Origin of the sequence: Halobaculum sp. MBLA0147 (assembly GCF_041361345.1) — an archaeon.
In the GTDB taxonomy this organism is placed as follows: Archaea; Halobacteriota; Halobacteria; order Halobacteriales; family Haloferacaceae; genus JAHENP01.
Window position 1 is genome coordinate 193,794 of the sequence record NZ_JBGKAD010000004.1, and the last position, 17,635, is coordinate 211,428.

8 protein-coding genes are annotated in these 17,635 nt (G+C 59.5%); 7 read left to right on the forward strand and 1 reads right to left on the reverse strand.

Features of this window, described 5'->3' with window-relative positions; translation table 11 throughout:
• Positions 1 to 24 precede the first annotated feature (24 nt).
• Positions 25 to 1,128, reverse strand: coding sequence for a hypothetical protein (locus tag RYH80_RS18750; protein WP_370905622.1), 1,104 nt, complete (start codon positions 1,126 to 1,128; stop codon positions 25 to 27).
• 1,004 nt (positions 1,129 to 2,132) lie between these two features.
• On the opposite strand from RYH80_RS18750, the gene RYH80_RS18755 reads away from it, so the two are divergent.
• The 7 genes from RYH80_RS18755 (at position 2,133) to RYH80_RS18785 (ending at position 17,596) form a co-directional block, all read left to right on the forward strand.
• On the forward strand, positions 2,133 to 12,260 hold the full coding sequence (locus tag RYH80_RS18755; RefSeq protein WP_370905623.1) for a DUF8128 domain-containing protein: 10,128 nt from the start codon (positions 2,133 to 2,135) through the stop codon (positions 12,258 to 12,260).
• Between the two features lie 2,071 nt (positions 12,261 to 14,331).
• Positions 14,332 to 14,874, forward strand: a complete 543-nt coding sequence (locus RYH80_RS18760; protein ID WP_370905624.1) for a hypothetical protein — start codon at positions 14,332 to 14,334, stop codon at positions 14,872 to 14,874.
• Between the two features lie 228 nt (positions 14,875 to 15,102).
• Positions 15,103 to 15,225 carry a hypothetical protein gene (locus tag RYH80_RS18765; RefSeq protein WP_370905625.1) on the forward strand — a complete coding sequence of 41 codons (123 nt, stop codon included), beginning with the start codon at positions 15,103 to 15,105 and terminating at the stop codon, positions 15,223 to 15,225.
• A gap of 229 nt (positions 15,226 to 15,454) precedes the next feature.
• Positions 15,455 to 16,099 carry a hypothetical protein gene (locus tag RYH80_RS18770; protein WP_370905626.1) on the forward strand — a complete coding sequence of 215 codons (645 nt, stop codon included), beginning with the start codon at positions 15,455 to 15,457 and terminating at the stop codon, positions 16,097 to 16,099.
• Between the two features lie 50 nt (positions 16,100 to 16,149).
• Positions 16,150 to 16,494, forward strand: coding sequence for a hypothetical protein (locus tag RYH80_RS18775; RefSeq protein WP_370905627.1), 345 nt, complete (start codon positions 16,150 to 16,152; stop codon positions 16,492 to 16,494).
• Positions 16,487 to 16,846 (forward strand): hypothetical protein, encoded by a 360-nt coding sequence (locus RYH80_RS18780; RefSeq protein ID WP_370905628.1) that lies wholly within the window; start codon positions 16,487 to 16,489, stop codon positions 16,844 to 16,846. Before RYH80_RS18775 ends, RYH80_RS18780 begins: the two co-directional genes overlap by 8 nt.
• Before the next feature lie 36 nt (positions 16,847 to 16,882).
• Positions 16,883 to 17,596, forward strand: coding sequence for a hypothetical protein (locus RYH80_RS18785; RefSeq protein ID WP_370905629.1), 714 nt, complete (start codon positions 16,883 to 16,885; stop codon positions 17,594 to 17,596).
• Positions 17,597 to 17,635: the final 39 nt, after the last annotated feature.

The window sequence follows — 17,635 nt, forward strand, 5'->3', positions numbered from 1 at the left end:
AAGAAGACCCCACAGCGAGAGGAGTCAGATCGGGTGATCAATCTTGTCGCGGACATCAAGTGATGGCCGAGGCCCTGATACCGAATCCAAATCAGCGTTTTCTGCCGTCTCAATCGTCACCGCGAGTACCTCAGCTGGGCTCATTGACGGATCTGTCTCGAACTCCTCATGCACCAGCCCATCAGCGGGCCACAGACTCCCGTCGGCCACCTTGAGCTCGAGTGTGATGTCGTCCGGCTTCTCATCTGGATGGTGAACGGAATCCCCACTCTCGCGCTTTTGCCGGACAGTCTCAACCGCGGCCTGATGCTCCTGCTTCGCCTTCTCAGCGTAGGAGTGCGGCGGTCGCTTCGGGAACTGGTATGGCAAGACATCCTCAAATTTGTCCGGAAACAAGCGGGGGATTTCGTTTCCGCTATACACGGAGGTGGTATCCCACCGCTCGTAGGGACGGCCATACGTGGCTGGCTGGTCACGGATCGCCGCTATGCCCCCGAGTGGATATGCAAAGGCACCGACAGCCTCCGGTCGGATAGGCGGCGCTGATCGACGGAGAAGGTGTTTCCGTCCTGCCTTCACATTATCTCCTCCGAAGAACGGCGGGTCATCGCGCAGATGGTCTGGAACGGAGCCACCTGTAGCCACGCGCACGACATCCCGGCTGTTTGGGACTGGGCTGGGGCCTTCATACGTATTGTCTGGCTGGACTTGGATCGGGGGCAGCGACTCGAAGTCTGTGAGCAACGTTGGATCGAAATCTGTGACCGTGCGACGAGCCTCTGCCTGTGGCGTCGGTGGCGCAATCTCCAACGACTCAGGCAGATCTTCGTCACTAGGGTCACACTCGCTGCACAGCACTAACGCATCGCTCGTAGTGAGCCGCCCGGGATCACCATTTGGGATTATGCGAAGGTACAACTCAGTCTCCTCACTTCGGCCCCGACAGTGCGAACACTTGTGATTATAGCTCGCTGCAACGACATCTTTCATCTGGGAGACAGCCTGCGTCGTGGTTGCATCAGTCGGGTCTGACAACTGCTCAGCGAAGCCCACCCCCTCGGACACGAGTATATCTAACTCGACGCTCTCTGGAGGCGTCCCGGGTGGTTCGTTCCCTGTTTCCATCACACCATCAACCTCCTCGTCCTGACTTGGTAGCCCGTAGAGCCCACCGGCCGTCGAACTCTGTCCCAACTCAACTTCCCACGTTTCAAGCTCCTCTCGACTCGTACTTTCAGGGATATGGAGCATAGGTTGGTGTGGCAAGGTCGCGAGTGTGAGTTGCTGTGGAGGGAGAACCTCGTCAGCTGGTGGCCGCAGTGGACCTACAGCCCACGGATCAGCAGACGCGATCGCAGTGACCGAGTAGGTGTGGACTTCACGATTGTGTCTACTGCCGTGCGGTTGTGTGCCCACCGTGCTACTGCCATTCCGTTTGATCCGCCACACCTCAGAAGTATGTCGTGGGGCACACGCAGAACACCGGAGAGTGAAGTCGCGTTTCGTTGCGTATTCTAGTTCCCGTACGTGCGGGAGGGGAACGACGTAGATACCACGCTCGGCAACCGTCGCACCACATCGCAGACACATGCGGCCGCCTCTCACTGCGACAGTCTTCTTCAGGTGGGGGAGGTTTCCAGGCGTACTCCCCACTTCAACCGGACAACTATGGATTCGCGACGAACTGTCGTTGATCCGGCCGAAGGAAAACTCTCTGTACGTCATACACAGACACCTACCGCCGTACTTTACTTAAACGTGTGCCGGGGGCTTCACCGGGACAGACACCAGAGTTTTTCAGGGCTGGGGACGTTCTCAAAGTCACACCGGACGAGATGTCCGTGAGTAGCCAATGCCATGCACACCAGGGTATCTAGTATATCCGAAATGGATCGTGACACTTGCGCTGCTTGGCGCGACTGTTCTCGGCTCTTTTGCCATCGGAGCCACGCCAGCACAGGCGTTGATCCGGAGCCCAAAGTGGGTACGCCGGATCACATTCGCTCGGAAGTATAGCACATATATGGCGGTCGCTTTCGGGGTTAGTAGTATAGCATTCTGGCTGCTATTCGGAAGTCTCGTCGGACAGCAGCTCAGTCAATGTAGCGGCTTTTGGTAACACGGTCATACACATGAGCAACCCAGACTCCACCGAACAAGCAGGTATCACCGGTACAATCAAAGATGCGATTGATAGCGTCATTCAGCGGTACAAACTTACCGTCCCATACGAGCCAGTCCACCTTACGTCAGGGCTTCGCGAGTCCCTCCAATCGGCACTGAGAGCCCACACAGACTCGGCTGTTCTGCGCCTTCGTCCCTATCGCGAAGGTGATGGCCTCCTTGTCGGCGAGGAGTTCGTCTCTGAACTCCACACGCATATGTGGGACTACTCTGCTCTCCAGCACCTTATTAGAGGGCGAGTGCAAGACGCTCCACAGCCTCTCTCATATGAATTCTGGTGGGATGGCGACTACCTCAATCTGAACTATGTCGTCCCCGACGACCAGTACTACGGAGTGTTGAACGAACACGTTCTTGACTACTATCCAGACGCAGAACTCACGACACAGGAGCGCGCTTGGCCCCGTATCGACGGCCACTACTATGTCAGTGGTGGCACGCTCGAGCTCAAGCATCCCCGATACCGCCCGATCGAGACATACGAGATCGACGAAGAGGAAAACTACGAACCGGACCGCGACCCTGATCCACTGAAGTCGCTCACAGGCTCAATGGCCGCCCGAACAGACGAGAAAGTTCTTGTCCAAGTCGTGATGCGGCCTGCCGCAGACAATTGGACCGAAGGCCGATTCTACGAGGAGCCGGCCGAAACCATCGGAAAATACTATGACATGCAACAGTTTGAGAAGACCGGTCCATTCTCCTACCGCAACCGCGATCCAAAAGAGTGGGAACAGGACTACTCTAACTACCTGAAGGGGCTAGATGAGCAAACGGCCTTCGACGTCAACATCCGATACTTTGTCTTCTCCCCACGCGCACAGTCGGCTTCAAGAACAGCCAGCGACATCGGCCAGACGTTTGAACGACGGTTCCAGACGCCCGAGTACAAACAGCGCTTCAAAGCACTTCCCATCCACGCGGTGAATATGGAAGAGGCGCTCACCCGAACCGGGCGCCGTGATCTCGTCGACCGTGAGGTCACGCTCACCGCCTCAGAACTCGCTGGGATCGTCCACCCGCCAAACAAAACTGCTGTCTCACCAGCTATCTCTTGGACGAACAGCGGTGGTGGTGGGATCGGTCGTACAGAAGGCGATCACGCTGGCGAAGAATCGTTCACTGAAGCCACCGGCGAGACCGACATCACTGAGAAAATCACCATCGACACCTCGATCACCACCACGGCCCCACCAATCCCAGATGAATTCCAGGGCAGACACGTCAAGCCAGATGAAGACAACCGGAGTCTCCGCTGGCGCTACCACCGTTACAAACAGACGTGGAACCGTCACCCAATCGCTCAGACGAAGGCTTTGATCACGCAGCCACTCAAAAGTGTCACCCGCCTCGCCCAGTCCGCCAGCGGGGTCGCGCAAACACACCTGTCGTCGGAGGCTACAGGAGCGGGTGACGGGGAAATCCTCCACGATACTCACGGATTCGATGATCCGTCGGACTTCGACTCGATGCGCCAACTTGATGACGACGAAGTAGAGCTGCTTCGGAACATCCTCACAACAAGCGGATACGACACGCACTACGAGAAATACCACAACGCTGGACTCAGCATCGACGCGATCGCAAGCGTGTACACGAATCACGGAGACAAGGTCACGTGGGCGATTCGAAACGAGATTGAAAAACCCGACGATCTTGATACCGCACTATACGATGAAGGGAGACGCCCGGGCTGTCTCGTCACAGCCCACGCAGAGGACTCTGCCAGCGCGCAACCAGCGGCCGAAGGAGACATAGATACTGAAGAGCCCACAGCAGCGGGAGAGACGGTGTCCGAGGAAGCCAAGGCGTCGCCTGCCGACCAAACCCAGCAACACGCACCCTCACCCGACAACTCCACGCCGAACGCCAACGTATCCGCTCGTCGATCAGCGGATGGCGGCAAACCAGCAACTGAGGACACGCAACCCACAGAGACGCAGACAGAGTCAACTACTGAACCGACACCCAGCAGTCCCACTGACACCACCACAACTACATCTGCAGCAAGCCAGTCAGAGAACCTCCCCGAACCGGCGTCTACCGCTGACGACTCGGCCCCAGGCTCAACCGATACGACTAGCACCGACAGCAGTGAAGACGATGTCGAACTCAGACCCTCTGATCCGGGTCCTGTTGAAGCCCCCAGTGGAGCATCCTACGATACACCGCTTGACCTCACTATCACAGATACCGAACGCGAATTGTATACGTCACCAAAGTCCGGCTGGCGAGGCGAAATCGAGACCGTCGTTCATACCGAAGAAGAGGGTCCGCTCCTCGGTCGAGATCTCGACGAACTACTCATTCAGAGCCAAAGCGAACATCCAGATCAGCCCATCTTCATGGGACTTGCCCAGGGGCGAAATGCCGGCGTTCGCGAAGTCGGGATTCCCGAGGCGGCATGGAACATTCACGGCTGGGAGTTCGGGTCCTCCGGAGCCGGGAAGACGACATCGTTCGTCAACAAAGCGCATCAGGTGATCGAGAAAGGTCACGGGACGCTCTTGATCGATCCGAAGGGCGACTTCGCCACCGACGTACTGCGCCGTATTCCCGAAGATCGCTGGGAGGACGTGATTTACGTCGACCCAGCAGACAAACGGTTCTCTAAATCGGTTGCTCTCAACTTCCTCGAAGAGCCGACAAAGCCGTCTGATATCGAGAAGAACACCGCCATTGAATCGCAGATTGAAGACCTCATCGGGGCGCTGAAAGGAGACGACGTGTTCGGAAAGCGGATGGACGGCATCGCGCAAACGATGGCGAACGCGATGATCCGCTCCCGGCGTAACTACACCCTCGTGGATATGTTCAAGATTCTCAATGACCCCGAGGCACTGGATACGTTCGTCGACTCGGTGAAAGACGAGGGTCTCGAGATGGAGGCTGAATTCGCCGAGACAATCCGGCAGATGGACCACGATCTGATCGAGCCATTGATTCGCCGGATCAAGGATTGGGCTGAAAACCCCATCACACGGAGTATCATCGCCAACCGCGAGTCGACAGTTGACTTCGACCAAGCCGTTGATGAGGGGAAAATCATCGTCGTCTCGCCGTCTGTCCAGAAGAAATCCTCGAAGCGGCTCATCGCGGTAGCAGTGATTCGCCGGATCTGGTCTGCAGTGCGATCACGGCAAGAGGAGGGGAAGGACCTCCCACCATTCTTCGCGTTCATCGACGAACTACACGAGATCATCAACGAGAATTTCCGGCTGCCTGAGATCCTCGCTTTGGCGCGGTCAGCCAACCTCGGGTTGTACGTCGCCTCACAGAATCCCGAACAGATCGAGGAAGACATCATCAAACAGATCTTCGGGAACACAAAGTACCAAGCAGCGTTCCAGCTGGAAAACGACGAAGACGCCGAACGGGTCGCCAAACAGTTCGACGAGACGGTCGAAGGGGGGGACCTCAGTGGCCTGCCACAGTATCAGTTCAAGCACAAGCCACTGATCGACGACGACCTTGACGCTGGGATCGTCCCCGGAAAGGCTACGACGGTAAAATCACTCCCGCCGACACCGCCGCGCTGGACACACAACGAAGTGACCGAACGCCTCCGAAAACGACTAGACGAAACCGGAAAAGAGCCAAACGAAAATGCTCTCTCAGAACTCGAGCTCATCCTCGATCGTGCCGAACGGGACGACCTCGCCCGGCACTGTATGCTCGAAGCAATCTGGGAAAGCGAAATCCGGAGTGATACCGGGACGGGACGGCTCCCACTCAAGGAGGTGATTCCACAGTTCAACCAGCGGTACAGCACCGACTTCGAGGACCTCACAGACGGCGTCTACATCCCGACGTCGTATGTCGACTGTGAGTACCCACAAGACGCAGAACGGGCCACGGAACCAGCGACAGAACAGCACGAAGGCGGAGAGGTCACACTCGAGCACCTCGCCCACCCATCGATTGAGGTGAGTATCACCGAAACAGGGAAACAGCACGTGCTGGATAGTGGTGACTTGACAGATCGTCAGAAGGCCTCCCACCGGCATGGTCTCAGAGAGACGTTCGTGACACTCGCCAAAACGGGATACGTCCCAACAGTCAAGCAGCAACGAGCACAAGAGAAAGCACCTGACGGCGAAGGGGACATCCCGATTGACACGGACGACGCCCCGCTCTCAGTGCTTACCGAGCGGGTGAACGAGTTCATCGAAAACAACGAGGTCGTCTCTCGGCTCTCAGGTGGCCGACCACTCCGGATCGAGTCTGAATCGAACACATTCAAAAAGCCAGCTATGACGCTCGCGAAAGCGTCGCGGGCAGACGACGATGGGCAAGTCCCCCTGTACGTCACACCACACGTAGACGACCTTGACGATGACAGAGATCGGGACAGAGGATACGCGCCAAGCGCGCTCGCGGACGCCTTCACTGACCCTCCACTTCGGAAAGAAAGTACACTCACCCCTCCCAAGACATCCGAAGCAGACCCTCTCAAAGAGGAAGCCTACATCCTCTACAACAAGCGGAACCCAGTCCCACTCGATGTCCAGACTGACACCACCCTGTACCCGCTGATTGAGCGCTCAGGGAGTGGCCGTGACCAAGCATGGTGGGTGTCACGCCCAGACGACCCAATGATCCGACTATACGACGGGAGAGGTGATGATGCCACAGAGTGGGCCAGTCTCAGACCCGAAACAGTCTTCGACGCTGACCCGACTGATTTCAAAGCCTATGCGGTCGAGAAGGCTGATGGAAGCTACACGGTTCACTATGCCAACAAAGAGAAGACCGTAGATAATAAGACTGCGCTCGAAGCCGAGTACTTGATCGTCCCGCAACCGCTCGTTCCGCGAGTCGAATTCAACATTGACGATCCGACCCAGTTCGACTACCAAGTCCTCCACAGAGCCCCTGCAGTAACGGGGTCAGACGGTGCCGCTTCAAGCGCACCGAATGACTCCAGTACTGACGAAGACCCCACAGAGGAGGAGGGGGAGGAGGAAGAGGCGGGTTACGGTGGCCCACTCACACACTATACACCACCACAATATCCCGTGGATGCAGGCCCCACCGACGAGGTATGGGTTCGGGCATCCAAGCTCCCGCTGGTGTACAATGACGGTGATTACGAGTGGCTCTTCTCCCCTGACGAGTGGGACGACAAGCAGATCGTCGACGACATCACTGGGAATCCAGAGGCAAGCAAGCAGCACATCAATCTGCTAGCAGAGTACCGTGAAGGTGTCCACCGGACAGAAACGCTTACGAGTCCGGACACAGCACTCGAGCCGGTCACGTATCACCCACATGACCAACCCGCCGAACGAGACGGAGAACAATTCGGTGGGAACGCCGGATCTGAGGAATCAGCAACCACCGCTGACGACACTCCCTCTCGACCCATGAGAAACCTCGATCGATACACACCCACAGAGAGAAGCACCTACACTCGCTTCGATCCTACAGAGGCCGATGTCGTCCACGACGCAGCAAGAACTGCCGAACAGGCCAGTACCTACGACTTCTGGCTGGAACTGGTTGACCCAGACCTCACAGGACCCGAAGACATACTGGTTGACCAGACCGTCCCGGAAACCAAACTCGCAGACGGTGAGGTGGTTACGCGAGACCAACTCCGTGGGATGATCATTCAAAACACGAGTATCGCCGTCGACGGCCCTGCGGACGACGCAATAGAGATCGGGGTTGAAGCCGGCTGGCTCATCACAACGACAGCTGAGGACTACTTGCGCCAGATTGGTGGCGACGCGTGGGAAAGCGGGATCAAACAACTCCCCAACGTTGAGGCAGACACGCAGTTATTCGCGATAGTTACACCAAAAACTCGCCCCGGAGAACTCATCCCACCAGAACACCGGTTCACAGCAGCTGATTGGGAAGACATCTTCGAAGGCGCAGGAGACTCACAAGCGGCGAGAGAAGAACGTGCACTCACGCAAGTCATCAGAGTCACACTCAACCGAAAGGATGAGAACGTCACTAGGGGGCTCCCGACAGAAGTCGTCACAAAATCTCTCATCCAGCTTGGGGTGATCAATACTCACATCCAACACGTCGAAACCCGTCCAGCAAGCGATACGGAGGACAACACTGATCAGCACCTGTACGAGCGCATCAGAACACGATACGATCAGCGTGTCGTTGACATCTGGGAATACAGCCGATCCACAATCGGGGAAGACACGCTCCCGTGGGACGTGCTCCTCGATAGCGCCATGCAAACATCGTCTGCTGGCTTTGAACAAGCAAAAGCAGAGGTCAACCGCCTCGTCGACGCGGGGGCAATCGAGGAAACCAATGGCCAGTACAGAGCCGTCCCGATCGGCAACGGGACCGAACCAGGCCACACAGGCACGCACTCAGAGCACGACGACGATGATGATAACGACGACCACGGCCCTGTAGGCAACCCACCAAGTGATGGTCCTCCCACTAGCACCGGGAGCAGCAGTGACCACAGTGCCGAGACGTCCATGACGGACATCGCTGGCACCGATGACGAACAGACGAACACCCCTGACAGCTCCACGACCGAAGCAGACACCAACGGGGCAGATGCTGGCACAGAGGTGCTACACGGGCTTGACGAGGAGCAAGAGACTGCTCCCGACAGTACTGACACTGAAGACGAGACTCCCACCAGCGACAAACTCGAATCAATCATGGCCGATCCCGACATCAACACACCCGACCTTGGAGAGGCGGACAGCAAACCAGCCCCCCCGGTCCAGGAGGCACTCACCGCTGCGGCAGAGGCCTTCCGCGCGGCTGCGCTCGCCCCGCAGACACTGGAACAGGCGAAAATCTTGAGTCCATTCCTCACCGCAACGACGCACAGCGTGGAGACGTGGCTCGATGATGTCCAATCAATCGTTGACGAGAACGACGGAGAACTCCCTCACTGGAAGGTTCTCGAAGCGGCTCGACGCCACAATGGTGAACACGGCTACGAGGAGGGGGCCCACCGGTGGGAACAAACCCTCCCGTACGATCCAGACACGCTCCCCGGCGACTGGACAGTCGAGGAGATCGCCGCCCTCAGTCCCCCGACCGACGAAGGGAGTCTCCCACCGATCCACCCGGAGGACTACTTCACCGACGCGCTCTACGAGCTGACAGTCGACAACGGGACCGTCAGTCTCACTCGCCACGCCCCAGACAGACTCCCAGACAGCCGCAAGCACGACCTCAAAGGGCGGCTGTACGCTGTCACCTCTCGCGGGTGGAGCGAGGACATCGCCGACGAAAAGTACCTCGGCTATGCCCCCAACGACTCAGAGGCACTGCTCGACCGCCTGCTACAGAAAGGAATTACTCGCGAACAGATGCTCGCTGCCTCCCTCTTCAGGCCTCGCGCCGACCTCACCGAACTTGGAGCGCCCGAGAAGGCACAAGAACTCGGCTACATCCCGTCAGACCCATCCTCAATCCCCACAACAGAAGAGGAATCTGCGTACCCGGTCGATGACAATCCTGACGATCACGATGGCTCCCTGGCCGAGTACTACGATCTGAAGCTCCCCCAGACGCTCAAAGACCGCTTCGTCTTCCCGTACTTTAACAGCCAAAACGACCCGGTCTACTTCATTACACGGCGGCCACCGCACTCAGACAACGGGCCGAAATACCAGAAACTCTCACAGAGCGCAGACCACACGTTCGTCGAGGAACCGATCTACGGGATTCCGTCGATCAACGAAGGCGACCCGCTCGTGATCACGGAGGGAATGGCAGACGCGATCACCTGCCACGACTTCGGTATTCCAGCAATCTCACCGGTGACGACCCAATTCAAGGACAAACACGTCGATCCGGTGAACCGGCTTATTGATGAATACGATATTCCGACCGTCTACATCATCAACGATACCGACATCCCCACTGCCACTGTGGCCGCCGAGGCAGACGACACCGAGAAAGTCACGCTCAGGACCGATCCCAGTAACCTCCAGGACGCAACAGGCCTTGGACAAACTGTCCCAGAAACGGACACCGACTACAAGCGGAACGAGCAGGCACAGCGAATCGCAGCCCGCCCACTCACACAAGAGAACCTGACCATCGAAGAGACGGGGTCAAACCCCGATCCCGAATTTGCCGACCAGCTACTATCTGTTGACGAGGCGGAGACTCACCAAGGAGGCCAGCCGACCACAGACATCGCTGTCCCGTCAGCACTCGTCTCCGGGTCTCACCGGGTGAAGCTTAACTATCCCGTCCCGACCGGATCAGGGAGCGAAGAGATCGACGGAGCACTGTCACTCCACAACGCAGGTCGAAACATCAGTCTCGGCCAACGAGGCCCCATCGGTGACAGGCTCACCGTCAAACACTCTGGTGCAGGAGTAAAGAGCGCGGTGACACTCGTCGAGAAGCTAGAGAGAGGCTCCGATGTTGACATCCGGATGCTGCACCTCCCAGCGTTCGGCCCCGAGGGTGTCGACCTCGACGACTACCTCCAAGGCGGCTGGCTCGAACTCATCCCGCCTCTCCCGTGGGTGTTCCACGTCTACAGCGAAGTCGGGACCGCCGACATCACCCAGTACGACCCCGATCCTGACGACTCGTGGATCACACACCTCGCGTGCAACGGGGACATGCAGATCAGCTCTCGCGCCAACGACGTCGGACAGACCGCCGCGGCCATGCCACAGAACAGACGGGAAGCCTCGAGCACGCCAGACAGGGACCACCCCCCGTTCGAAGATCCCACACCGGAGGTGCCGACAGACGGTTCTATCGACAGCCGGGAAGACCTCCCGCCGGCAATCAGGTGGATCGACAAGCCGCACATCCCCGCCTCGGCGGGGTCGAATCACGCCGCTCGCGACGATCCCTATAGCCGGATCGGCTACGACAACGACGATCCCGCTACGAAGGGTCGAGAACGCGAGTGGATGGAGAAACACTTTGATGTCCTCTCGCCGGGGGAGGAAGCCGGCACCTGGACGCCAACTCGTGATCCAACCGATGAGGTTCCCAGAACCCTTCCGGTCGCAGACTGGTTCGGGATGGTGCCGGCGATCGACGCGAAGTATCACCCCGCCGCGTCGCCAGACGTCGCAGCAGTCCCCGGCGTCAGTGTGCCTGATCAGCTGACAGACACGGCAGACCTCTCGGGAGTGAGCCAGCAAAGCGACCTCTACGACCTCACGTTCAGGGACGTGTGCCGGAAGTCCGTCGGGTACCGTGGGCCGAACCCGTGGGGCGACTACGGCGACTCCTCAGACTACTTCGTGGTACTGCGTCACGAAGGCACAGTCGGTGGCTACGACCACAAGTCGAAGACGGGGTACAACTGGTTGACCGCGCTGCTGGTCGCGTCCGGCGCTCGCCGACCATCGTCCAGCACCTTGGACACGGACACCAGTGACGATGAAATCCTGCAGATCTGGGCGTACGCGAAAGACAAAGGGCTCATCCCAGACGACGGGGAGAACGGGAAGATTCCCACGCGAGCGCTCACCGCCTACGCCAAGCGCCACGGGATCATCGACGGCCCGAGCGATCTCAAAGAGAAGGAGTACCAGCGTGAGGACGGAGAGACAAGCACCTTCGTCGGCCTCTCAGATGAAGCGTACAACCGAGCGATCACACACTTCCGCGAGAACCAGTCGATCGATCCGGTGTTGACTCCCCGCAGCGACTACCAAGACGACAACACTAACGGCCAATTTGAAGGGAAAATGGCTAGCGACGAAGGGCAGTCCAATGCTAAGTCAGATGCTGATTCTACTAGCGAACACGCTACACCAGAGTCTTTCTCAGAGGATGGAGAGGCTGATTCAGCATCAGGAGATCTCTCAACCTACAAAAGTCTCGAACTGTTCCTGGATAAATTCGTAGAGTTTGGTGACCCAGAGAACCCAGATCATAACGCCTCTGAGTGGCGGATAAGAAGCAGTGAACTCCGAGAGATGTACAACGAGTGGGCTGAAGAAAACGGATATGAGACTCTTTCTAGAAGTAAATTCGCAACCAATTCATACCTTATGTCTATAGTGCCAGACTATGTAGAAAAGTCTGATTTCCGCTTTGGTGACACCACTGCAAAAGGCATATCCCCAGCTCAGGTTGTGGAAACTTCGTAACAACCCTGCAACCTAACTCTCATTTTGGCCTAGCTAAATGTGGAAAGGGCCTGGTGCTGCCTATATAACTATGGAATAAACTTGGGTGTCTCAGTCCATTTCAGAGATTCACAGTCGGCTGCACCCTGCGGCAACTACCCTCGACCCAATGTTAACGGGGGGTGAATTTGAAACCTGAAAATTACCAGACAGAGGCGTGTTGCACCCTATGTTGCACCCTATGTTGCACCCTGGTTGAATGCTCTCCACTTTCTTTGTAATTTCTTGGTATAGCGGTTCTCTGGCACCTAACTGTGTTGCACCCTTGGACATACATCCATGTTTATTACGCCCTAAAGTCTAAGCCCCCTGATAGTTTTTCTGATGGAGCCGAAAATAACCAGACAAAGGCGTGTTGCACCCTATGTTGCACCCTATGTTGCACCCCGAATGTTGCACCCCTGGTGGCTAACCCGATAACCGATGTAGAGTCTCTATTCCCTGAGAAACCGAGAAATACACTCTGATATAAACACTCGAATTTTCTACTTTCTTGCAGGGGTTCGCTTCACCCCTGGATTTCGGGGTGGTCGTCTGGTATATGGTATTCTGAATCTGCGTAACGGGGGGCAACCGGGCCCCCACAGACATGTAGCGGAGCTGATAGTGGATCGAGGAGCGGGTGGGACTGGCGCCTCCGGCGAGGCACATCAGAGCGAGGCGAGACCACCTCCGACGAGGCACACCACACCGGGGCCAGCACACCACCGACGAAGCCACCGCTCACCACACACCACGAGAGGCGAACGACGCTCACCACAGAGGCCCACCTCTGACGAGACAGCCTCCGACGAGGACGCTGCTCACCACAGTGGACCACTCTCCGACGAGGGAGCACTGCTCACCACAGCCGACACTGACCACCGACGCACGCTGATCGCGACGCCACACTGACCAGACGGTCTTCCACGAGGACACCTCCGACGAGGGGAGCGCTCACCACGGTGGCCCACTCACCGTCGACACACGCTGATCGCGACGCCACCCTAGCGGGACACCCTCCGACGAGGGGAACCGGATAATCACGACTGGCGTCGTCGACGAAGACGTCGCTCACCACAGTGGGTCCACCTCCGACGAGATCGCCTCCGACGAAGCCCCGTCGCTCACGACGCGGTCGTCTGAGGAGACTACGGTCGATCACGACTGGCGTCGTCGACGAGCGCACCAGCTCACCACACGCTCGTCGCGACGCCGACGCTCCTAGTCAGATCACCACGCACTCAGAGACGAGCACACCCACGCTCAGGAGTTTGTACACGCAGGGGTGGATGCCGCGGTTCGGTGGCTTGCCCGAGTGGCGGAGCCGACGGCCGCGGACACGGTCACGTCGCTGGGGGGACACAGCGGCGTGGCCCACGCCCGTCTCGACACCACACACCGCGTCGACACCCTTCCGTGCTTGTCCGGCGCCGACGATCCCATACACGGGCGTCGGCCTGTTCGGACAGTCACCACTCCTCCGACACCGACGATCCCACACACGGGCGTCGGTTTGTTCGGACAGGAGTGAGTGGCGTCCGTCAGCATTGGAACTAGGGGCCAACGGGGACGGACGCCACGCGTCACGGATCCTCGGGATCGGACACCCGACAGTCCCCATCACGGGGACGTCGGCTCCCACTCCGCCATAGTAGCTTTCCAGACATACGTTCCCTCAGACGTGCGCTACAGACACCCGATCACCACGACCTGACACACTCGCGGATCACTGCCCGGCACACACCGGGCACGTCCGCACCACACGACGGCTCACACTCATACACATACTCGTAGTCATCACGTCGCCGTGGAATTCGGCACACGCTGGTGGTGACGACATCGGAGGACTGTCGGCCGCGACACCGACAGCAGGACTCGTCACCCTGGAACGAGTCGGACCACCAGCCGGACCTCGACTCGGCCGCACACGCCGCTGGGTGCACCACACCAGCCCAGTACGTGTGCTGCCGGGCGAGCAAGTCCGAGGCAGTCACCGACATCGCCGAGACGGGCCAGTACTCCTTTCAGCACACACACAGAAGACAGGCCGATGCCCACCACATCCAGTGATGCCACTGAACTTCGGGCTGTCAAACAGGCAGACCACGGGGCCGCCCTGACGTTTTCCTCAGCCGACCTTCCGACAGAGGAGTGGACGGTGACACCGACACCGGACCACCCGGCAACCGCGGTCACACTCACGCAGGAAGTCGACGCCGGCACCCGAGAGATCGAGTTCGGGAGTGCCCAGGTGGACAAGGACGAGGACAACTCCGAGGGACGCAGCAAGACGACGGGGTACTTCGTCCTCGCACGCCAGCACTACGATCTCAGTCCACGATGGCGGTTCGCCTCGCGTGTCGTGATTGATCCCCCGGCCCTGATCAGACGGGTCGCAAGCGACTGGGAGGACATCTTTCGCCTAGACAACCCGTACAGTCTGCCGGACGACATCACGCCCCAGGACAAGCACTTCCAGTCGTGTTTCCTCGGGCTTCGCCCAGCGTACAGCACTCTGATCGCGGAGCACGATGACATGGCGGGTGACGCCTCACTGAACTTTTACGCATCATCTGATTCCCTTGCCGACTAGACCCACATCCACACAGCCACCTGCCACCAGGGCGGTCGCCTCGCCGCCGCTCGGCGACATCTCCGCCGGACGTGGTTGCGCCGGAGAGGGGTCGCCGAGACGAACAGCGACGCTCCCGCCGTGGTGGCTGGCCCGCAGTCGGTCCCGCTCTTCGCGAAGACCCCACAGGTGAGAGGGAGAGCACGGCCACCGCCGCAGGGCGTTTCTCCCGCCAGCGGTGAGTGAGCCATGTCCGACACCGACGCCGGTCGCGACGGCGCGGACGCCGACGTCGACGAGGACGACAGTGACCCGCAGGAACACCCGCCGCACGACGAGCCCCTCCGGGAGGTCCTCGCCATTCGGCGGTGACGCCGAGTCTTTTTTGATACTCTGTGTTTGTACTCGCAGGCGTCAGTGAGCTATGCGTGACGCACTCGGACTCCTCAGGATCACCGGCTGGCATCGAACCAGCCAGAGCACAGACGACAGGACACGGTCCACACCGGTGTACTACTCGAGTCTCCCCTCGAACAGCACTACTGGCAGTGTCCGTGTCCGGCGGCCGGATCTCGGCGACTATTGGGCGGATGGTGACCACATGGACCCGAACGCCAGTGGCCCGTCGTACGCCGTCGAGATCGCCACACCAGCTACTCGCGACGCCGCTCACGGCGGTGGCGATGACAGTCTGACACCACAACAGCGCTACAGCCGCTTCGGCTGGACGGATGTCTACGCCGGCTCGCCGACCCACATCGCACCCCGTCGTGCTGTCGTTGCAGCACTCACCCGCTGGGACGAGACCCTGCCGAGCACCATCCCGGATGCTACAGTAGACAACACCGCGGACCTCGGCTCAGTCCGTGTTGACCCAGCAGTGATCACCGAAGACTGGACACTCCAGCCCAACCACAATCCACTGGACGCCACCACACACGTCCTCTCACGCGCTGATGACCCACACCGCAGGATCGTCGTCAGCAAGACCGTCGTGGTTGATCCGGCAGGTGAGGCAACTCCGACAGCTACGACTCGCGTTGCCATCACCCCCGACCCGAACACACCCCCACTCACTGTCGCTCGCGCCGACACCACCGTTGATCTGGGCTCGCGTCTCCGCTCACCCGCACTCGACGTCTCGGACATCCTCGACGCGCTCACCACCGACTGGACCGACGCAGACCTCCCTGCTGATGTCCGTCCCGCTGGCCCGACGCCACTCAGCCAGATCCCGTCCGCCTAACCCGGCCGGCACGTCACAGCCCCATTTCTCCCCGCAGAGGTGAGTGAGTAATGTTCGACACCGACGATCCCGCTGCAGTCGACGGCTGGACCACTCGTATCGATCAGGACGACCCCGACACCCACGTCGTCGACGAGTACCGTACCCACCCCCACGACGGCCCCTGTCGCCGACTCCGCATCTGCGCGTCCACCGACACCACCGCTCCCCGCCGCACCATCGAAGTCTGCACGAGCTGGGTCGGCGGCGAGTGGGAACCCATCTTCGAGACCACCGACGACGTCGACCTCCACGCGGCCGCCGCCTACGTCGCCCGCCACTGGGACAGTGCGGGCCCGCCGAGTGAGATCCCCGCCGACATCACCGGGACGGCGACGGAGGTGGCCCATGCCTGAAGCGTTCGACCTCGAGGCCGTCCCCGACACGTGGGACATCGAAACCGACGACGGCCCCGACCCCTGCGTCACGCACATCCTCACCGACACGAGCTCTGACGCCCCGCGTCAGATCACGGTCTCAGCGGAAACACTCCTGCCGGGCATCCACCAGACGGGCGCGCGAACAGGGGCCAGCGTCCGCATCCGGACAGGGACGACCGGACAGTGGGACACAGCGGCGTCCTTCGAAGTCGACTCAGATCCCGACGAGACCATCACCGACACCGTCACCACTCTCATCGAAAACTGGACCAGCGACGAGGTCCCAGATCACCCAGAGACGCTCGTCTCGGACAGCCCCGCCGAGTGACGCTCCCCAATTTCTACCGACAGAGGAGAGTGAGTCATGTCCCGTGACAACGACGCCGAGATGAGCACCGAGGCACAGGCAGACGCCTACAGCGACTTCGAGGAAATCGACCCGACGTTCCCCGACACCTGGGAACGCGTCGAGGACGGCGCACTCTCGTCGACGCAGTACGACGTGTGGGCCGACACCCGAGACGATCACGACGCAAAGGTGGCTGCAGGGTGGGAACCAGTCAACGAGGCTCCGATGTTCCTCGTCCACGTGTACACCGACGATGAGTGGGAGATCTTGCTTCGGAGCCAGAGCTGGTTCGACACCCGTGGTGCAGCGGCACTCACCGCCCACCGACTCAGTGACGGCCACCTCCCGAACCCGGCAACCTGGGACAGGGTCTGGAACGCCCTCGGTCGACCGGACACAGGGGGGCTGGAACAGATGGACAGCATCGAGCATCTCGATGACTGGAACGGAGTCCCTCCGGTTCAGGACCCAGACACACCGACGGATCAGCGGTACGTGTCTGAGGTCGACGGTACCCGCCGGGAGATCCGGTACGGGGTCCGCCTCCGGGGCACGCCAGAGCGGGGTGAGGGACACTTCCACACCGAGTACTACGTGGAGGCTCGCGAGGGCGGTGACGGGAACTACTGGGAGGCCGTCACCGTCTCTGCCACTCCGTTCGACATCGGTGAGCACATCACCCGGCTCGCCACCAACTGGGAAGACGAGTTCCACGCCGCCACGCAGTAGCCACCCCTCGGTGGGCGCTTTCCAGTTTCTCCCGACAGA

Bases quoted from the DNA above. Each gene is read 5' to 3' on its own strand.
- RYH80_RS18755 (WP_370905623.1), top strand. From the start codon at position 2,133: ATGAGCAACCCAGACTCCACCGAACAAGCAGGTATCACCGGTACAATC.
- RYH80_RS18760 (WP_370905624.1), top strand. From the start codon at position 14,332: ATGCCCACCACATCCAGTGATGCCACTGAACTTCGGGCTGTCAAACAG.
- RYH80_RS18765 (WP_370905625.1), top strand. From the start codon at position 15,103: ATGTCCGACACCGACGCCGGTCGCGACGGCGCGGACGCCGACGTCGAC.
- RYH80_RS18770 (WP_370905626.1), top strand. From the start codon at position 15,455: ATGGACCCGAACGCCAGTGGCCCGTCGTACGCCGTCGAGATCGCCACA.
- RYH80_RS18775 (WP_370905627.1), top strand. From the start codon at position 16,150: ATGTTCGACACCGACGATCCCGCTGCAGTCGACGGCTGGACCACTCGT.
- RYH80_RS18780 (WP_370905628.1), top strand. From the start codon at position 16,487: ATGCCTGAAGCGTTCGACCTCGAGGCCGTCCCCGACACGTGGGACATC.
- RYH80_RS18785 (WP_370905629.1), top strand. From the start codon at position 16,883: ATGTCCCGTGACAACGACGCCGAGATGAGCACCGAGGCACAGGCAGAC.